This window comes from Candidatus Limimorpha sp. (genome assembly GCF_056203535.1).
Genome location: NZ_JBADWU010000105.1, coordinates 1 through 17994 on the forward strand (window position 1 = coordinate 1; position 17994 = coordinate 17994).

The window sequence follows — 17994 nt, forward strand, 5'->3', positions numbered from 1 at the left end:
TTGCTGCGTTATGCTTGCCGTGCCAAAGTCAGGGTTTGCCGATGCAACCGTGAGGACATACACGAAGCCTTCCGTTATTTTGTCGGCAACTACCCTCCAGCTGTCTTTATAGTCATTCTCCTTGCCGCAAGGCACGGTGACGGTTAGCGATTCTGTCATGCCGTCAAAAACATTATTGCCTAAAGTAGGCGGCGTGGCGGGCTTGGCAATGATATGGGTGAAATTGCAATGCGCAAAAGCCATTTCTTTAATGCTTGTCACGGCGTTGCCGATGGTGAGCGAGCCGTTGAAGCCTGAGCAATTAATAAAAGCTACCCATCCAATGCTTGTTACGGAATTTGGAATGGTGAGCGAGCCAGTGAAGCCTGAACAATTAAAAAAAGCATAGTTTCCAATGCTTGTCACGGAGTAGGACGTGCCGTCATTATCTTCTACAGTGGAAGGAATGACAAAATCATGGGCGGTAAAGCCCTCGGTGTGTCCTGTCAGCTCAACGGTGGGCGGGTTGGTGCCTGTAACGTGGTAGTTCAGGTTTTCATAAGTGAAATCTTGCGCCTTCAGCGCGAAGCAACAGCACAATAAGGCTGCAAGAATGAGAAGCATTTTCTTCATTATTTATTTATTTATTATCTGTAAAATTGGCGGCAAAGATACGGAAAAATCGGTTTGCTTTCAAGTGTTTTTTGTTGGAGACAAATCCAACACAAATCTTTCATTAATCCTTGCTTTCTTCTTTCTTTCTTGCGTCAGCCAATCAGTGTAATTTATGCGCGGTTCCTGCGCTCCCTGAGCTTAGGTTGCTGAGCATGTCGAAGCATCGAAGGGATTTATCGAAGGATGCGCATTTAAAATTTCCGTGTCAATCCGTTAAATCCGTGTTCGATTTAAAGCAGTCTATTGAAAATCAGCGAAATCAGCGGTTCCAATAAATCCGTGCATCGTATCTTTGATTGAAAATTAGCAATAACTTGCTCACTATTCTAAAAATCATTCTTATTTTTGCACGTCAATAGCAATTACCATGATTAAAGAGAATTTAGAAGCCGTCCGCGCAACGATACCAGCAAACGTCACCTTGGTTGCCGTTTCAAAGACGAAACCCGTCAGCGACTTGCAGGAAGCCTACGATGCCGGACAACGCATTTTCGGCGAAAACCATGCCTTGGAAATGCGCGACAAACACGAAGTCTTGCCCCACGACATACAATGGCATTTCATCGGTCACTTGCAAACCAACAAGATAAAATACATCATTCCTTTCGTTTCGCTGATTCATTCCATTGATTCACAGAATCTTCTGGAAGCCGTTAACAAGGAAGCGAAGAAACACGGACGCGTTGTAGACTGCCTTTTGCAGTTTCACATCGCCAACGAGGAAACCAAATTCGGCCTCAATCTGGAAGAAGCCGAAAAACTGCTGAACTCCGATTCTTTCAAGCAAATGGAGAACGTACGCCTCTGCGGCGTGATGGGCATGGCCACTTTCACCGACGATGAAGACGAGATTCACAAGGAATTCCGCCATTTGAAAACGATTTTCGACACGCTGAAACAGAAATATTTCGCCAACCAGCAGCAATTCAAGGAAATCTCGATGGGCATGTCCGACGACTACCCGATTGCCATTGCCGAAGGTGCAACATTGGTGCGTGTCGGCAGCAGGATTTTCGGCGCCCGAAACTACAATGTCTAAGCCATGTTGCTCACATTCACACTTCTTATTGTTGGTTTCGTTGCCCTTATTTTAGGAGCCAATTGGCTCGTTGATGGTGCGACAAGCGTCGGCATACGCGCCAAACTATCACCTTTAATAATAGGATTGACGATTGTGGCCTTCGGAACATCACTGCCCGAACTCATCGTCAATATCTTTTCGTGCGCCAAAGGAAGTTCCGGCCTGGCCATAGGCAATATCATCGGCAGCAACACGATGAACATTCTGCTCATTCTCGGTGTCAGTGCCATGATTTACCCGATTGATGTCAACAACATATCCATAAAACGCGACATTCCGGCAGGTTTCGTTGCCACACTCGCATTGACATTGATGGCCAACGATTTCTTCATCGGCAGTTCAAAGACGGTCAATTGGATTGAGGGCATCGTTCTGCTTTTGCTTGCCGCCGCCTATCTTTACATGACGATGGCCAAAAGCGAGTCGCCGACAGGAGATGCTGATATTGAGCAGATTCCTTTACCTTGGGGCAAAACCATCCTCTTGCTTTTCGCTGGCATCGGAGGTCTCTATTTAGGCGGTGAACTTGTTTCGCGCAACGCACAGTCGCTGGCACGTTTATGGGGCATGGATGAATCGATGATAGGCTTGACGATAGTTGCCACCGCCACTTCCCTACCCGAACTGATTACTTCCATCGTTGCCGCCACAAAGAAAAACTCCGACATTGCCATCGGAAACGTGGTTGGTTCCAACATCTTGAACATTTTCATCGTTTTGGGCATCAGTGCATTGATCATGCCACTTGAGTTCGAACCGATGATGAATATTCAGCTTCTTATACTTTTCACCGCCAATGCCCTGATGCTGCTTTTCGTATTAACAGGCAAAGGCCGACACAAACTTTCGAGGGTTGAAGGCTCATTTTTGCTGTTGGGCTATGCCGCATTTATAACTTATTCTATCATTAGCGCATAATTTGTGTAAAAACACATATTTTCGGCAAGATTTTTGTATAGTGGAAAGCATCACTTGAATTATTAACAATTAAATACTTAGAAAAATGAAAAAATTCACCCTAATTTGTTTGGCTATCGTCGCCACCATGTTTTTTGCTTCATGCAGAGGCCCACAAGGTCCTGCCGGCAATGCCAATGTCGCTTCATCAACCGTTACTGTTTCCTCGCAAGACTGGTATTGGGACAACAACACTTCGTGGCGCGTTGACATCGATTATGCCGCAATCAACCTTGACATTCACGATTACGGAGCAGTTCTGGTTTACATGAACGATAGAAACACATGGAGGCAGATTCCTTTGACATTCTATTACTCACAGACTGACAATCAAGGAGTTGAACAGTTTTATTCTTCATCGCTTGAAGTTTCGTCATACCAAGGCGGTGTCAGTATTTTCTGGACAGAAAACGACTTATACGATGGTTACAGACCTGACACGCACCAATTTAAGATTGTAGTCATTGCCTCCGGATTGTACTACGACCGCCAGGATGTCGACTACAGCAACTACGAAGCCGTCAAGACTGCTTTCCAACTTGCCGATTAACAATCAATAGAAACAACAAAAACAAGGTGGCTCAAACGAGCCACCTTGTTTTATTTTATTAATGCGATTACGTCATTTTCAGTCCGTCAGGCCGAAAGTCGACTTTACCGATTCATAATCATCATAATCTACTTCAGGATGCGCATTGTAGAGACCTGCACCTATCACTACGATTCTGAAGTCATGAGTCTCAGGCTGGTAGCCATCATAGAAATCACTCTCCGTCCAAAGCACGCTCACGCCTTCCAAATAGAAAGAAACGTCCAATGACGAAGAATAAAACACTTCTTCTCCAGCATCATTAGTTTCGGAATAGTAGAACGTCCTTGGAAGCTGATTCCAAACATTATCGGTTTTCATATACACCAGCACGGCGCCACTGCCATAAATGTTGGCATTGATGGCCGCATAGTCGAAATCGACTCTCCAAGAACCATTATCCAAATACCAATCGTTAGGATAAACCGTTAAGGTTGAAGAACATACATTTGCGTTGCCATCGTGACCATCAAGACCATCATAGCCAGCAGGACCTTGAGGACCAACAGGTCCCATGGGGCCTTCTTTTGCACACGATGCCAACATGAAAACGGCTAATAAAGCCATACTCAAAAATTTCACTTTTTTCATTTTACTGCAATTTAAAGGTTGATAATTTTTTCTTTTATAATTCACGCTCCAAAGATACAATTTAATACCTTTGCGGCCATGAAAGAAAGTTATATTTTGACACATGCGGCTGGCATAATCGCCATGACAGCTTGGGGATTATCGTTCATCTGGTCGACGCAAGTTTATGAAAGCCTGAATCCTACCACAACGATTTTCCTACGTTTAGTCGTGGCAACAATTTTCTTCACAGCCATTCTATTCATCTTCCGCCTCAACGAGAAAATCAGGAAAGAGCATCTCGCACTTTTTGCATTGGCAGCACTTTTCGAACCGTTCCTCTATTTCATTTGCGAAGGCTACGGTTTGAAAAACTCCTCACCCATCATCGGGTCGGCCATCGTCGCCATGATACCGTTGGTGACCCCTATCGCTGCGGCCATCTTCCTGAAAGAGAAGCTTACACCCATGAACATTGTAGGACTTGTCGTTTCATTCGTTGGCGTCGTAACCATGCTGCTTAACAAGAACTTAGATCTCACGGCATCACCAAAAGGCATTCTTTTTCTTTCGGGTGCCGTCATTGTTGCCGTTGGCTATTCCATCGCCCTCATCAAATTGACAAAATTATACAAACCATTGACAATCACATGGATGCAAAACATCATCGGCATGATTTACTTCATTCCGTTGGTCATAGTGATGGGACGCCTTGATCCATCGCCTAACTATGCCAACGTGCGAGCATATATCGTTCCATTGGTTTGCCTTGGCGTGTTTTGCAGCGCCATCGCCTACGCTTTGTGGGCCTTCGCCTACAGCAAATTAGGCGCTTCGAAAGCCAATGTCTACACCAACCTGATTCCCGTGTTCACCGCCATTTTCAGCTATTTCATCATTCACGAAAGCCTGACGCCACAGAAAATCATCGGCATCGTCCTTGTCGTTTTCGGTCTCGTGCTTTCGCAACTTAAAGACTTGAGACAGGCAAGATTATCAAGAGAAAAATCCACAAAATAAAGACTATCGGCATGATTACCAGCAAGACAAACCCTAAGATAAAGAACATCGTCAAGTTGCAGAAAGCCTCCGAACGCCGCGAGCAGAACCTCATCATCATCGAAGGGCAACGGGAGATTGAACGTGCCCAGAAATGCGGCTTTGAGATTGACCAGCTTTACGTCTGTCCCACCCTTTTGCGCGAGCCGTTAAGCATCACCGCCAACTGGACGGAAGAGGTTTCGGAAGAAGTGTTCGACAAAATCGCCTATCGCGAAGGCAGCGATGGACTGCTGGCTTTGTCAAGGCCTAAATACAAGAGCCTGAACGAGTTCCGTCCAAGAGAAAACGCCTTGGTCATCGTGTTGGAAACCGTCGAAAAGCCCGGCAATTTGGGTGCCATCATGCGTACCGCCGATGCTGCTGGCGTTGATGCCGTCATCGTGGCCGACCCACAGACCGACATTTTCAACCCTAACGCCATCCGCGCCAGCATAGGCTGTATGTTCAGCGTGCCTGTATATGCCTGCTCGACGGAAGAATGTATCAGTTGGCTGAAAAGCAATCACATCAAGATTTACTGCACCTACCTGAAAGCCTCCATCGATTACCTGGATGCCGATTTCCGAGGCGCATCAGCCATCGTGATGGGCACTGAAGCCACGGGCATTTCTGATGCCTGGGTGGAAGCCGCCGACCAGAACATTATCATCCCGATGAACGGCATTGCCGATTCGCTGAATGTTTCGGTCACCACGGCCATTGTCACTTTTGAAGCCATTCGGCAAAGACGGAGAGAGCAGTTTTAATGCCTCTGGCTTTTGGCTATTGGCTTCTGGCACAATGATTCCAAATATAACACCATTACATTTTATTGAATAAAGTGCCAATAGCCAGAAGCTAAAGGCCAAAAGCAAAAAACATGAAAAAAGACTACTTACTGCTGCATCTATCGGTCTTCATTGCCGGATTCACCGGCGTTCTGGGGCGTCTCATCAGCCTCGATTCCGCCGTGTTGGTCTGGTATCGCATGGCCTTTGCTGGATTGCTTATGCTGGTCTTTCTAATCATCACCAAACAATTCAAAAAGAGCGATTTCCACGACAAGTTGCAAATGGGTGGCGTCGGCATGTTGCTTTGCCTGCATTGGGTTTTCTTTTATGCCAGCATCAAGTCATCCAATGTTTCCATTGGCGTAGTTTGCTTCTCGTTAGTGGGGTTCTTTACAGCCCTGTTCGAGCCTATCATCAACAGGCACAAGTTCTCGGCGCGCGAGTTTCTTTTCAGTCTGCTCACGTTGTTAGGCATTTACCTCATCTTCCAGTTCGATGCACGTTATCGCTTGGGTATTTGCTTAGGCATCGTCTCTTCGGCTTTATATGCCCTTTTCGCCATTGCCAACCAAAGAGTTGGTAAAAACTACGAAGCCAAAAACATGCTGTTTTGGGAAATGACAGGCGGCCTCATCGGATTGTCGGTTTTACTCCCCATCTATCAGATTTTCATTCCAATAGGCAGACTCATTCCAACCGGATTAGACCTGGCCTATCTTTCATTTATGGTCATTATCTGCACCATCGGATTATGCCTGCTACAAATCATTGTCCTGCAAAAAATTGCTGCTTTCACCGTCAATCTGACCTATAATCTGGAACCCGTCTACAGCATCATCCTTTCCATGTTCATCTTCAAGGAATACAAGGAACTGAATGTGGCATTTTATTGCGGCATTGCGTTGATTATCCTGTCGGTAGCCTTGCAAACTTGGAGCGAGGTGAGAAAAAGGGAAAGCGTTTCCGACACCAAATTATAATAGTCCAAACTACCCAATCTTCACCACTGCATCAGCCTCAGCCACGACTGCTTCGCGATGCGAAATGAATAGAATGGTTTTCTTGCCATGATAATACTGCTTCAGGTTTTGCAGCAGCTTACATTCCGTTTCGGCATCGACGGCGGATGTGGCCTCATCAAGAATCAGGATATTGCCTTCATGCAACAAGCCACGCGCAATGGCGATGCGCTGCGCCTGGCCTTCGCTCAAGCCGCCGCCACGCTCGCTGCATGAAGTTGCAATGCCTTGGGGCAAATCGAAGACAAAATCAGCCACTGCACGATGCAAGACTTCATTGATTTCATCTTCCGAAGCATCAGGCTTGGCCATCAGCAGGTTGTCACGGATGGTGCCACTGAAAAGGCTGTTGCCCTGCGGGACATACATGAAATTGCAACGCAAACCCACATTGGCAGGACGTCCTGCAATTCGTATTTCTCCTGATTCAGGTCTCAGCAATGCCAGAAGCAATTTCGTCAAAGTGCTTTTCCCGGCACCCGTCTCGCCTACAATGGCCGTCAGTTTTCCGGCGGGGAAACGTGATGAAAAGCCGTCAAACACTTTTTTCTGCTGATTCGGATATGAGAAAGTCAATTGACGCACCTCAATTTCAGGAACTTCGGTAATGGATTCAGGCTCCGTTTCTTTCTCCAAAGGCAAATCCTGAAGGTCCATCAGACGCTCCACCGATGTCAAAGCACGGATGAAATTCGGCACCACCTTGGCGAGACTAGCCACCGGGCGTTGCACCTGCCCTACCAGTTGCAGGAAAGCCGTCATCATGCCGAAAGTGACCGCACCGCTACGGATGCCGAACACGCCCCACAGAAAAGCCACGGCATAGCCTGATGCGAAACCCAGACTCATGAACGTGCGTGCAATGGCTCCGTAATTCAAGCGTTTTCGCGTGTCGCCATACAAATCCTTCTGCAACCAGCGCAAGCGATCCACCATACGTTTCGCACCTGCAATGGTAAGCACGACGATACGATTCTGCAGTGTTTCCTGCAAATGCGCCTGAATGGCACTGTCCTTGGCACGAATGGCATTAGTCAGGCCACGCAAAGTATTGAAAAACAAGCGGCTTCCCAAGACAGCCACCACCATCAGCACAAGCAAAATCCAAAGCAGATTGGGAGCCATCATCAACAGGAAAACCGAAGCGGCCAGCAATTGGAAGACCGTTATCACCACGCTTGGCAAACGCGAACAGCAAAAATCCACCACTATGCTCACATCCTGTTCCAAGCGGTTAATGGCATCGCCACTATGAAAGGTATCTCGGCCATCCCACTGGCTGTTAAGCACATGGGCATATAACGACCGTCTGATTCTTATCTGCGTCTTGATGGAATTGAGGCCCTCAAGATAATCATACGCCACATGCGAAAGCAATTGCAAGAGCATGATGCCAATCATAGCCCAAACGTAAGGCATGATGGGCTTGTCGAGGGTTCCCGTCGCAATGTCGACCAAGGTCTTGCAAACTGCCACAAACGACAACGATGCCGCCACGCCTATCAGTCCGATAAGCACGCAAAGCAGCATCCGGCCACGGGCAACGCTTGCAAAGCCATGCAGACCTTTTATGCAGGATTTGAAATTTCTCATTCCATTATGCCGATTCGCTTCCAATCGTCCAAAACGACGGCAGCATCATGTTCCGCCTGGTCTTTAGGAATGCCGTAAGCCTCGACAAGAAGGTCGACGAGCGTTGCCAATTCGAAATCCTTCCCTTCGACTGCATCCCACAGATAAGCCGAGGAAGCATTCATCGACACCATTTGCGTGAAATCGGCAACGGCATTGCCTTCCGCAACAAGAATAAACTGGTCGCCCAAAGGACGAAGCACTAAATCTTTCTTTGTTCTCATATTCCTAATTTCAATTTTTTCCTATAAATCCACAACAAGCGTTTCCTGAAAGGCAACATTTTAAGCCAAAGTCGGCCTTTTTTCGGCCTCACACGTTTCCCATTCGGCTTGACGATGCCAACCGCAGTTCCCAAAACATTGCATACCCTCGCCGCTTCCGTTCCCTGCAGGTTACCATCTCCCATAAGCGTCAGATTATCACCCGATTTCGCAATGACGCGATGCAAGACAAAGCGTCCATCTTTGAGTTTTGCCAAGACAATATCGCCGACCTCAACAACATCATTTTTCCTCAAAATCACGCTGTCGCGTCCTCCCTCGATGAACGGACGCATGCTCACGCCTTTGGGCGTGAAACGCACTTCGCGGCCTTCGGCGAGGAAAGCGTCAAAGCTTTCCATCATTACTTCGTCAGGGAGGATAATCTCGGTCATTTCATGATGGTTTTTGAAGACAATTGCGCAGCATCGGCATCAGGCAGACAATCCAGATGATAGAACGGCACCGAAACCACAGTCTTTTCCATGGTCTCATGCAAGCCGTCATACATCTCGCGGTTCATTTTCAAGCCCGAAACGGAAGAATACAATGCAGCGTAGGCTTCGGGCAGGGCGCAGCTACGAATCCTGTTTTCGGGTGCCTGGGCCAACTTCACGATGCCGCCGACAGGCACGCCTTTATTTATATAACACGGCGTTTTGCCACTCCAAGGCGAGCCGTAGACCCATACCGTGCCGTCGTCCTGAATCCTGACAATAGGATTATCGTCGTTAAGCAGACGGCAGCCAGGTACATTTTCAAGCCAAAGGCGGCTGTGCGTACTCTTGCCCGTGCCGCTCTTGCCGAGGAAAAGATAGCCCTTGCCTTGGTTTTCAATCACCGAGGCGTGCATTTCAAGGATGCCGTGAGTCGCATTGACGAAAGCAAACATCAACATGCAGGAGGTGTCGATGACGAAATGCAGGTCGGCATTTTCCAGCAGTTTCAGTTTTGCCTTTGAAAAATCAGGCGTGGCCAAAAGCTTGGCGCAACAAGGCTGCATGGCTGTGGGTGCCATCTCGAAAAGCCAGTCTTCACCACAACGGTAAATTGAAATCATCGGTGCATCCTTTTCAACCACTTCATTGAAATACAGTTTCTTATCAGCATCAGCGAATGATTCAACACTAATTTCAAAAGACACGGGATTCTCTCCCTGATTTTCAAATGGTTTGTAATTCTCCAAGCCATCAATAATGGAATCGTTATCCGAAATGACGGAAAACACAGACCCTGCTACTTTATAATATCTACTAATTTTCATCTTTCAAAAAAACAAATGCAAAACTACACAATATTTTTCTTTATGCCGCCAACCATTTTTTCACGGTATTGACGCAAGGCTATTTTCGGAAACACCCAAAGCAACCGCCATTGCCTTACCTGAATACTTAAGAAAGTTGTCAGACGGCGTTTCCATCCGATTTGTTTTCTATGCGTCTTCGCCATACTCCATTCAATGCCGAAATTACCTTCTTTCAATATGATTTCCACGGCACGTTTCGCCCTTTTGACGCATTTGCCATCGTAAAAAGGCATTTCATCCTTTGGCAATCCCAGCCAATCAACAGCGATGCAGCCGAACACCTGCCAGGCATCCATCAGATGAAGGCGGCGCAACATGTCGCTCAATTCATTTCTGTTGATGGTTTCACACTTCGCATGAAGCAAAAGGATCCAATCGCACAACTGGCGCATTCCGATGCCGCCCGAAATAAAATGATGATATGCATGATGAAATACGAACAGGGCATTGAAAGTGTCGGCAGGAAGCCAAACATTCACTCCGTTTATCATCATCGAATTGCCCCCGATTGCCATTCCTTGGTCGGAATAAGGCTCATAGATGACATTCATTTCACGATAATAGAACAATGATGTAAGCCTATGGATTTCGACAGTCACGCCATCAACAACGACATGGTAATTCAGTTCCGTACCATAACCCTTGGCGGCTTCCGCTTCGCCCGCCATTTCATTGACCAAGGCACAGGCCACATCATATTTCTGTTTGCCTACATACAAATCGATGTCGCCACACTGACGCAATTCGGCGACAGGATAATTGGCCGCCATCCCCTGCCCTTTCATCAGCACCGACTCGATGCCATTATCGCGCAAAGCCGTGACGATTCGCGCAATCATGGCATTGATGCGCTGATGTGTCCGAGCCAATGCGACGAGCTTATTGCGCAGAAAGTCCTTGTTTTTTTGCGGCAGCGCCCGTCCTGCCTCACATTGCAATCCTGCATGACAGACAAGTCCCATCGTAGTCTGTCGGCGTGCCGTTTCAAGGACATTTTTCCAATCCACCTTACGCACGGCATCCTCCGAGCCATTCCACAAGGCGGAACGAAGCAGAGAGAAATACATGCTATCAGATTCCTTTATGATACTCAACGAATTACGATTTCAGACATTCTGCGCATCTTGCCACGAACTATCGTATTGTCGCTTTCGGTAGCAACATGATACAGCACGGAATCGCCGCAGAAAACATCCATAGCAAAGCCACGGTAAAACGCGCCTGGAGGCAACATGACAGTGAAGACTTTCGCAGTGTCATTCGACAAGGCAACACCTTCGGGACAATCCAGCCAGACTTCATTGTTGCCTTCCGATGATGACAACGCCAAAAGCTGCTGGTCTTCCTTGCCAATGTGACGCACAACATAGTTTCCCCACAGCCTGTCAATTGTATCGTTATCGGTAAAGCGCAAGGCCGTAACCGTGGCATTGCCTTTCAACAGCACCTGCAAGCCTCCGCATACACTGCTGAATTTCTGTTCCCTAAGTTTTCCGCAAGCCACCGTCGGACGCGCTGGCAAGTCAATGCCCGAAGGCAAATACTGCTGATGTTGGAAGAGCCTTATTGTAGGATTTCCGTTACAAAAACCCACATAATTCTCCTCGGGCATAACGGCAAAATAATAATCGCTGCCTTCCACCTTCTGCTGGCGGCAAAAAGCATATTCCTGCGAGAACGAGCTATCGCGAGCCAACATGCCATCGAAATCAAAAACGACCTGCTTCCCATGTCCTCCAGCCGAATCGTTGTTCAGATAGAATACATCTTTCGATGGAGCCTTTTCGCTGCAAGAAAGCAACATCAGATTTGTCAGTAAAAGCGTTACCGAAAACAGTTTCTTTAACATTATCCTATCACATTACAATCATTCAATCACACATTCTTCAATATGGCATTGATGCTCCTTGGTCTTTTCATCGTAATTGATGCCCACAAAAAGCAAGTTGCCACGATAATGTTCCAGCAGGTCATCATATTTCTTTTCCTTTATCTGGTTTATCGCCGATTCCGCCGACTTGTTGTTTTTCAGTTCGATAATCATGGCCGGAATGTTCGGGACGTATGGAATCAGCGCCAAATCGGCATAGCCTTTGCCCGTGGGCAATTCCTTTATGACCGTGTATTTCGTGTTTGCATAGAAATAGGCCAAACCAATCGCACTTTGAAACGATGCCTCATTGTTGTAAGTCAGCGGATTGGTGGTGCGGATATGCGCCTCACTCAAGGCGGCGGCCACAGCAGCCTCATCCTTATTGATAGTGGCCTCAAGCAACTGCTTGGAATCATTTATCATCTTGATAATGGGCTGATAATCCTTTTCGTGCTGGACTGAAATCACCCACTGCTTGCGGATTTCCTCATTCGGTATATAGCAGAGTTGCGTTTCCCTATCGTAGGCCAGGTAGCCGAGATGTATCAGGTAGGTGAACACATCGTCCTTGCCGTGGAAATCCGTCATCGTGTTCAGGTAGGAATCCACCTCGACAGGCGCCTTTCCGCCACCCATCATCGTAATGACATCATCCTTCATGCCATCGAAATTCATCAGAATGTAGAGTTTCAAGGCCTCGTATGAACCTGTCTGCGTCCAGTAACTGCCGTATTCACGGTTCATCATGGCACTCACAACCGAACGCGGACTGAAAATCTCCCTCACCGTCTTTAAATCATAGCCATCATACCAGCGCTTGCACTCCTCGTAATCCATGCCATACTGCTCGCAAAGACCTTTTGTTTCTTCTGCCGTGAAACCCACAAATTCGGCAAGTTTCATCGGATTGGTCATCGAATACTCGGTGAAAAGGTTGAGTTTCGACTGTATTTTGTCGCGCACAATGGGCAGAATGCCTGTAAGATAGGCAAGCGAAATGGCAGGCGAAAGGTCAGTATTCTTGAAAAGTCCGTTCAAAAATTCGAGATACGCATTGAAGAGCTTGCTTTCAACTTGCTCGCGAACAAGCACATCATATTCGTCGATGATAACGGCGAAAGTTTCGCCGGTCTTGGCATACACACGCTGAATGGCTATCGGAAGCGTATCATCCTCATAGAGTTTGACTGAAGGGAAAGTTTCCCTGAGTTCATCCTTAACCATCTCCGTGATGAAATCAATCAGGTTACTTTTATCCTTAATGTTCCTATACACCGCATTTAAGTCGAACTTGATCACATTCAGCTTGTTAAGATATTCTTCAAAGCTCTTATCCTTGGCAATCTTCAAGTCCATGAACAATTCCCTTGAGTCGCAGCCTTTCGAATAATAGGCCGAAATCATATTGCCTGCCATACTCTTTCCGAAACGGCGTGGGCGGGAGATACAGAGGAAATTGTTCTCCGTATCAACAAGTTTGTTCAGTTCGGCAATCATCATCGATTTGTCGATAAAGATTTCTGATTTTTTAGCTCGCTGCAACAGCACGTTGTTCGGATTGAGATAGATGCCCATGGCTTTATGATTTTTTCAAAGCGCAAAAATAAAAACTTTTCCCATTTACCGCAACTTATTCCGCTCATAATGCGGCGCAACGACAGCGATGAAGAACGCCAAGGCGACAACGACCATAATGTCGGCCACCAGATAAGCCGCACTGAACGAGAAATGTTCGGAAATGGCACCGCCCGAAAAAATGCCAATACCAAGTCCTAAATCCCAGGAAGTCAGATAAGTAGAAGTAGCCGTACCGCGCTGACTGTTCGGTGCCAAATTGATGAACAAGGCATTGAAAGCGGGGAAACAAGTGCCGAAACCCATACCGCAAAGCATGGCAATCGAGAGGAATGCCACAGAGGTAAATTTCGCATTCAAGTCGTTGACATAGTGGCACAAAGCCAAACCCAACATGGCGAGCACTACGATGGCGAGACCTATCACGATGGTGAACGACACCTTACCTTTGTCGACCATACGGCCCGAGAACAAACGCGAAGCAATGAGGCCAACGGCATAAACCGTGAAGAACAAACCGCTGCTGATGGCAAGGTCCATCTCCTTTGCATAAAGAGCTATGTAGTTGGAAATCTGTCCGTATGCGAAAGCCAGCAGCATGAAAGAAACGCCTGCCAGCAGACCTTTAATGAGAATGAAACGGTCGAACGACAAAGGCGGACGCTTCAACGGAGGACGGAATTTCGTCTCAATACGCGAAGCAAACAAAGCTGCCAAAAGACTACACACCATGCAACCGATGAAAATAACATTGAAGCTATATTTCTCATAGACAAACAATCCCGTCATCGGCCCAACCGCCATCGCGATGTTATTGGCCACGCCAAAATATCCAATACCTTCTCCCCTTCTTGCCGACGGCACGACATCAATCACCAAAGTGTTGCCGCCTACTGAAGTCAAGCCGAATGACAAACCGTGCAGAATGCGCACAATGATAAGAATAGTGATGGTTGACGCAAAAAGATAGCCGCAAAAAACGGCTGTAAACACCGACAAGGCAAGCAGATAAAGCGGTTTGCGTTTGAAAGCATCCATCATGTAGCCCGAGAACGGACGCACGCACAAGGTTGCCAAGGTGTAGCACGAAATGACCGCCCCGACCACCGAATTGCTCGCCTGAAAATTCTGCTGGATGAAGAAAGGCAGTACTGGCAGCAATAGGTAGAACGAAAAGAAAAACAGAAAGTTAGCAATGCAAAGGCAAATGTAATTCTTATTGAAAAGTTTCTCTACCATAACCCTTTTGAAAAAACGTGCAAAGATACGTTTTTTCGGGAAGCATCGTTGTAATGGAAAACATCAAATTTTAGCGGAACACTCCAATCTCACATCGTCTGACGAAGCCCCCACCATAAAGGTAAATTTGCCAGGCTCGAAATGCCAGCCTTTTTCGGTGGAAAAAACGGACAAATCACTTTCAGAAAGCGTGAAAGACACAGAAGCCGTTTCACCTTTATTAATATGCACCCTTCGGAAGCCTTTCAGCAGTTTTGAAGGCGGCGTAAGGGAAGCCTCTTCATCACGGACATAAAGCTGAACCACTTCATCGCCATCGTAGTCTCCTACATTTTTCACCGAACACGAAATGACAAACAGAGCATCAGCATTGTTCGGATGTTGCTCTATTTGCAAATCGCTGTATTCGAACTGCGTGAAACTCAGGCCATAGCCGAAAGCATACAAAGGTTTTGAGGAACTTTCAACATAATCGGAACAATTGGGCTGGGAATAATAAACTGGAATCTGGCCCACATTACAAGGAATGGAAATCGGCAAACGGCCAGCTGGATTGTAATCGCCCCAAAGGATGTCGGCCAAAGCCGAACCGCCTTCCATGCCCGGATACCATAGCATCAGCAAAGCATTGGACTTTTCAGCAGCAAGGTTTTTCAGCATCGGACGACCTTCAATATAAACCGTAACGACTGGTTTCCCAAGGGAATAAACGGCTTTCATCAACTCGTTCTGCTTGCCTAACAAATCCAAAGTGCAGCGGTCGTAGCCTTCGCCACATTCCATATCGGAAAGCGACGGAGTGGCTTGCGTAAAACTCGAATTGGAGTCACGCGCCGATGAACCACCGACAACCAAAACCACGGCATCAGCCGATTGTGCGGCTTTCACCGCCGATTCAATGTCTGCATCCGATTCATCACGCACCGAGCAGCCTTTAGCATAGACCACCTCTGCCCTGCCCTTTTCACAGATTCCTTCCAACATCGTAACGATTCTCTCAGGCTCTTGCGGTGACGTGTAATCGCCCAACTGATTGTACATGTTATCCGCATTCGGGCCGATTACGGCGACTTTTTTAATTGTTTCAGCAAAAGGCAAAATGCCATCATTTTTCAGCAGAATTGCCGATTCCAAAGCGACTTGTTTTGCAAGGCTAATGTTTTCGGCAGAACCGACTTCTTTTTCCGCAAGTGTCTCATCCACAAACGGATTGTCGAACAGGTCCAAATCAAATTTCAGCTGCAAGACATGACGCACAGCACGGTCTATGTCATCTTCGGTAATTAATCCACGCTGCAAGGCCTCTTTCAGGAAACCGCCGTAACTATAGCCGCTAAGATCAATATCGACGCCCGCTTTCAAAGCCAAAGCCGCGGCTTTGGCAGGATCAGCCGCCACATGATGGGTGGCAAATAAGGCATTTATGGAAAACAAATCGGAGAAAACGACACCATCGAAACTCCATGATTTACGCAAAACCTCTTGCAAAAGCCAAGCATTTGACGTACATGGCACGCCGTCGATGGCATTGTAGGATGTCATCACCGATTGGGCACCGCCTTGTTTTATTGCCATTTCGTAGGCAGGCAGATAATCGTTCATCAAGCGGTTTTTCCCCACTTCAGCGGCGGCTCCATTATGTCCGCCTTGCGACATGCCATACGCTGCGAGGTGTTTCAAAGTGGAAACCACGTTTTTCTGCATTCCTTTTACAACGGCAGCACCAAGAGTACCAGTAAGATATGGATCTTCACCCATGGTTTCCTCCACCCGCGACCAACGTGGGTCACGGGCAATGTCCAAGACTGGACCATAACCCACTTGTGCGCCTTGCAATCGGATTTCCTTGCCCATAACCTCACCCATTTTTTCGAGCAGTTTTGGATTCCAAGTGCTCGCCTGTGCAATGCCTGTCGGGAAAACCGTTGTGCCGATTGCCATGTGGCCATGCGGTGCTTCCTCACAAAACAGCAACGGAATGCCCAAGCGCGTATTTTCAATGGCATAACGCTGCATTTCGTTCAGCATGATGGCCGCTTGTGCAGGTTTCAAACCCGTTTCCACCGTCTTTTGCGACCAAGGGTCGGCACGCAAAACGCCATAACATGAGCCCAACGGCAACGTGTCCATCATACCTTTGAAACTCTCGCTGAACCAGAGCGAATCGCCTTCCTTTTCATAAAAATTGAAACCAATCGGACATGACAGCTGACCGCATTTCTCGTCGAGGGTCATTTGGGAAATGAGTTCACCAACCTTGTCATGTTTGGAGCATGAAGAGCACAAAACAAGAAAAAACACAATCAAAAAAGGAAAAGAAAGCCGCCAACTAGCAGACTTTCCAACGGCAACCCAGTTGGGTGCCGTTGCGCTGCTGAAAAAAAGTATTGTCATCGTTTTGAGTGTTTTGTGAGACTACACTAATTTTCCAATCCAGTCTTCCTTGTCGCCAGGCAGCATATCCACCACTGGGATTTCAATCATCGTGTAGCAACCGGGCTGCAAACGCATGGTGGCACGCGCCACGTTCACAAGCACTTGGCCCGTCAAGGCGGGATTGTTGATGCTCATGTTGAAATCGAAACGCTGGTTTTGGGTCATGCCCGAAACGCCTTTGCGCACCATGTTGACGCCATGCCCCATATCGCGCACATCATCGACGCTATTGACGGCAAAAACATGAGTCTCGTCGTTGGCGAAATACGGGTCGGCCTTGATGTCGGCAGTCACCTGTTCAAGACTTGCTCCGTCTTCCAATTCCACATATACCATGCGGCGGTGAATGCCTTCGCCCAAAGGAATGGTCACCGACAAAGCGTTTTTCACGCCTTTTTTGCCGCGCACACATACGCTGTGACCCATCGACATGCCTGGACCGAAATTTGTATAAGTCAATCCCTTAGGGGCAAGTCCTTGAAGTAAAGTGCGAACCACCGAATCCGAACCAGGGTCCCAGCCCGCAGCAATCACGCTGACGGTTTTCGTTTCCTTATTGATAGGCATCAGCTCATGACGGTATTCAGGAATCGACGTGTGAATGTCGAAAGAATCGACCGTATTGATGCCCAAAGGCAGAATCCGTTTGGCATATTCGGGACAGCTGCGCGTCGGCAAGGCCAGAATCGCGACATCGACATCATTCAGTTCCTGAATATCTTTCACCACCTTATACGGCGTCAGTTCCAAAGGCTTATCGTCATCGCCCTGACGGCGCACAATGCCGGCAATCTCAAAATCGGGTGCCGTTTCCAAAGCCTGCACCGCATAACGGCCTATATTGCCGTAACCTACGACAGCTGATCTAATCTTTTTCATTTCAATTGAATTTTGATGAGCAAAAATAGGAAAGTTTGCGATAAAAGCATTCCCTATTGATAAAAAACATCACTTTTGCCGGATGAAAA

Annotated in this window: 19 protein-coding genes; 7 read left to right on the forward strand and 12 right to left on the reverse strand. The window is 47.3% G+C overall.

The features are described 5' to 3' along the window. A partial coding sequence (locus AC06MN_RS12290; protein ID WP_475672680.1) for a leucine-rich repeat domain-containing protein occupies positions 1-612 on the reverse strand: 612 nt, incomplete at its 3' end. A 409-nt stretch (positions 613-1021) separates the two neighbouring features. Here AC06MN_RS12290 and AC06MN_RS12295 point away from each other — a divergent pair. The 3 genes from AC06MN_RS12295 to AC06MN_RS12305 all read left to right on the forward strand — a co-directional run bounded on the left by AC06MN_RS12295 (position 1022) and on the right by AC06MN_RS12305 (position 3242). Next, positions 1022-1693 (forward strand): YggS family pyridoxal phosphate-dependent enzyme, encoded by a 672-nt coding sequence (locus tag AC06MN_RS12295; RefSeq protein ID WP_475672681.1) that lies wholly within the window; start codon positions 1022-1024, stop codon positions 1691-1693. Positions 1694-1696: 3 nt separating this feature from the next. Next, positions 1697-2653, forward strand: coding sequence for a calcium/sodium antiporter (locus AC06MN_RS12300; protein WP_475672682.1), 957 nt, complete (start codon positions 1697-1699; stop codon positions 2651-2653). 85 nt (positions 2654-2738) lie between these two features. Next, positions 2739-3242, forward strand: a complete 504-nt coding sequence (locus tag AC06MN_RS12305; protein WP_475672683.1) for a hypothetical protein — start codon at positions 2739-2741, stop codon at positions 3240-3242. A 78-nt stretch (positions 3243-3320) separates the two neighbouring features. Here the strand turns inward: AC06MN_RS12305 and AC06MN_RS12310 are convergent, their stop codons facing one another. Continuing rightward, a complete protein-coding gene (locus AC06MN_RS12310) occupies positions 3321-3872 on the reverse strand; it encodes a hypothetical protein (protein ID WP_475672684.1) in 552 nt (183 codons plus the stop codon). A gap of 78 nt (positions 3873-3950) precedes the next feature. Between AC06MN_RS12310 and AC06MN_RS12315 the strand changes: the two genes are divergently transcribed. The 3 genes from AC06MN_RS12315 to AC06MN_RS12325 all read left to right on the forward strand — a co-directional run bounded on the left by AC06MN_RS12315 (position 3951) and on the right by AC06MN_RS12325 (position 6663). Next, the gene (locus AC06MN_RS12315; protein ID WP_475672685.1) at positions 3951-4871 is read left to right on the forward strand and encodes a DMT family transporter; all 921 of its coding nucleotides are present in this window, start codon (positions 3951-3953) and stop codon (positions 4869-4871) included. A gap of 11 nt (positions 4872-4882) precedes the next feature. After that, a complete protein-coding gene (locus AC06MN_RS12320; protein WP_475672686.1) occupies positions 4883-5659 on the forward strand; it encodes a TrmH family RNA methyltransferase in 777 nt (258 codons plus the stop codon). Positions 5660-5772: 113 nt separating this feature from the next. Next, the gene (locus AC06MN_RS12325; protein ID WP_475672687.1) at positions 5773-6663 is read left to right on the forward strand and encodes a DMT family transporter; all 891 of its coding nucleotides are present in this window, start codon (positions 5773-5775) and stop codon (positions 6661-6663) included. 9 nt (positions 6664-6672) lie between these two features. Here AC06MN_RS12325 and AC06MN_RS12330 read toward each other — a convergent pair whose 3' ends face one another. The 9 genes from AC06MN_RS12330 to AC06MN_RS12370 all read right to left on the reverse strand — a co-directional run bounded on the left by AC06MN_RS12330 (position 6673) and on the right by AC06MN_RS12370 (position 16825). Beyond that, positions 6673-8295: an ABC transporter ATP-binding protein gene (locus AC06MN_RS12330; protein WP_475672688.1), complete on the reverse strand. Its 1623-nt coding sequence runs from the start codon at positions 8293-8295 to the stop codon at positions 6673-6675. Next, positions 8292-8558, reverse strand: coding sequence for a PqqD family protein (locus tag AC06MN_RS12335; protein ID WP_475672689.1), 267 nt, complete (start codon positions 8556-8558; stop codon positions 8292-8294). The genes AC06MN_RS12330 and AC06MN_RS12335 overlap by 4 nt, the downstream gene beginning before the upstream one ends. Next, positions 8555-8992 (reverse strand): S24/S26 family peptidase, encoded by a 438-nt coding sequence (locus tag AC06MN_RS12340; RefSeq protein WP_475672690.1) that lies wholly within the window; start codon positions 8990-8992, stop codon positions 8555-8557. The genes AC06MN_RS12335 and AC06MN_RS12340 overlap by 4 nt, the downstream gene beginning before the upstream one ends. Continuing rightward, the gene (locus AC06MN_RS12345) at positions 8989-9861 is read right to left on the reverse strand and encodes a hypothetical protein (protein ID WP_475672691.1); all 873 of its coding nucleotides are present in this window, start codon (positions 9859-9861) and stop codon (positions 8989-8991) included. The genes AC06MN_RS12340 and AC06MN_RS12345 overlap by 4 nt, the downstream gene beginning before the upstream one ends. A gap of 23 nt (positions 9862-9884) precedes the next feature. Next, positions 9885-10997 (reverse strand): nucleotidyltransferase domain-containing protein, encoded by a 1113-nt coding sequence (locus AC06MN_RS12350; RefSeq protein WP_475672692.1) that lies wholly within the window; start codon positions 10995-10997, stop codon positions 9885-9887. After that, positions 10994-11752 (reverse strand): hypothetical protein, encoded by a 759-nt coding sequence (locus AC06MN_RS12355; protein ID WP_475672693.1) that lies wholly within the window; start codon positions 11750-11752, stop codon positions 10994-10996. The genes AC06MN_RS12350 and AC06MN_RS12355 overlap by 4 nt, the downstream gene beginning before the upstream one ends. An 18-nt stretch (positions 11753-11770) precedes the next feature. Further along, on the reverse strand, positions 11771-13351 hold the full coding sequence (locus AC06MN_RS12360) for an AAA family ATPase (RefSeq protein WP_475672694.1): 1581 nt from the start codon (positions 13349-13351) through the stop codon (positions 11771-11773). A gap of 45 nt (positions 13352-13396) precedes the next feature. Beyond that, positions 13397-14590, reverse strand: a complete 1194-nt coding sequence (locus tag AC06MN_RS12365) for an MFS transporter (RefSeq protein ID WP_475672695.1) — start codon at positions 14588-14590, stop codon at positions 13397-13399. Positions 14591-14653: 63 nt separating this feature from the next. Further along, positions 14654-16825, reverse strand: coding sequence for a glycoside hydrolase family 3 N-terminal domain-containing protein (locus tag AC06MN_RS12370; RefSeq protein ID WP_475672696.1), 2172 nt, complete (start codon positions 16823-16825; stop codon positions 14654-14656). 31 nt (positions 16826-16856) lie between these two features. Between AC06MN_RS12370 and AC06MN_RS12375 the strand changes: the two genes are divergently transcribed. Next, positions 16857-17003 (forward strand): hypothetical protein, encoded by a 147-nt coding sequence (locus tag AC06MN_RS12375; protein ID WP_475672697.1) that lies wholly within the window; start codon positions 16857-16859, stop codon positions 17001-17003. A 2-nt stretch (positions 17004-17005) separates the two neighbouring features. Here the strand turns inward: AC06MN_RS12375 and AC06MN_RS12380 are convergent, their stop codons facing one another. Then, entirely contained in the window at positions 17006-17905 is a 900-nt protein-coding gene (locus AC06MN_RS12380) for a diaminopimelate dehydrogenase (protein WP_475672698.1), read from the reverse strand. Positions 17906-17994: the final 89 nt, after the last annotated feature.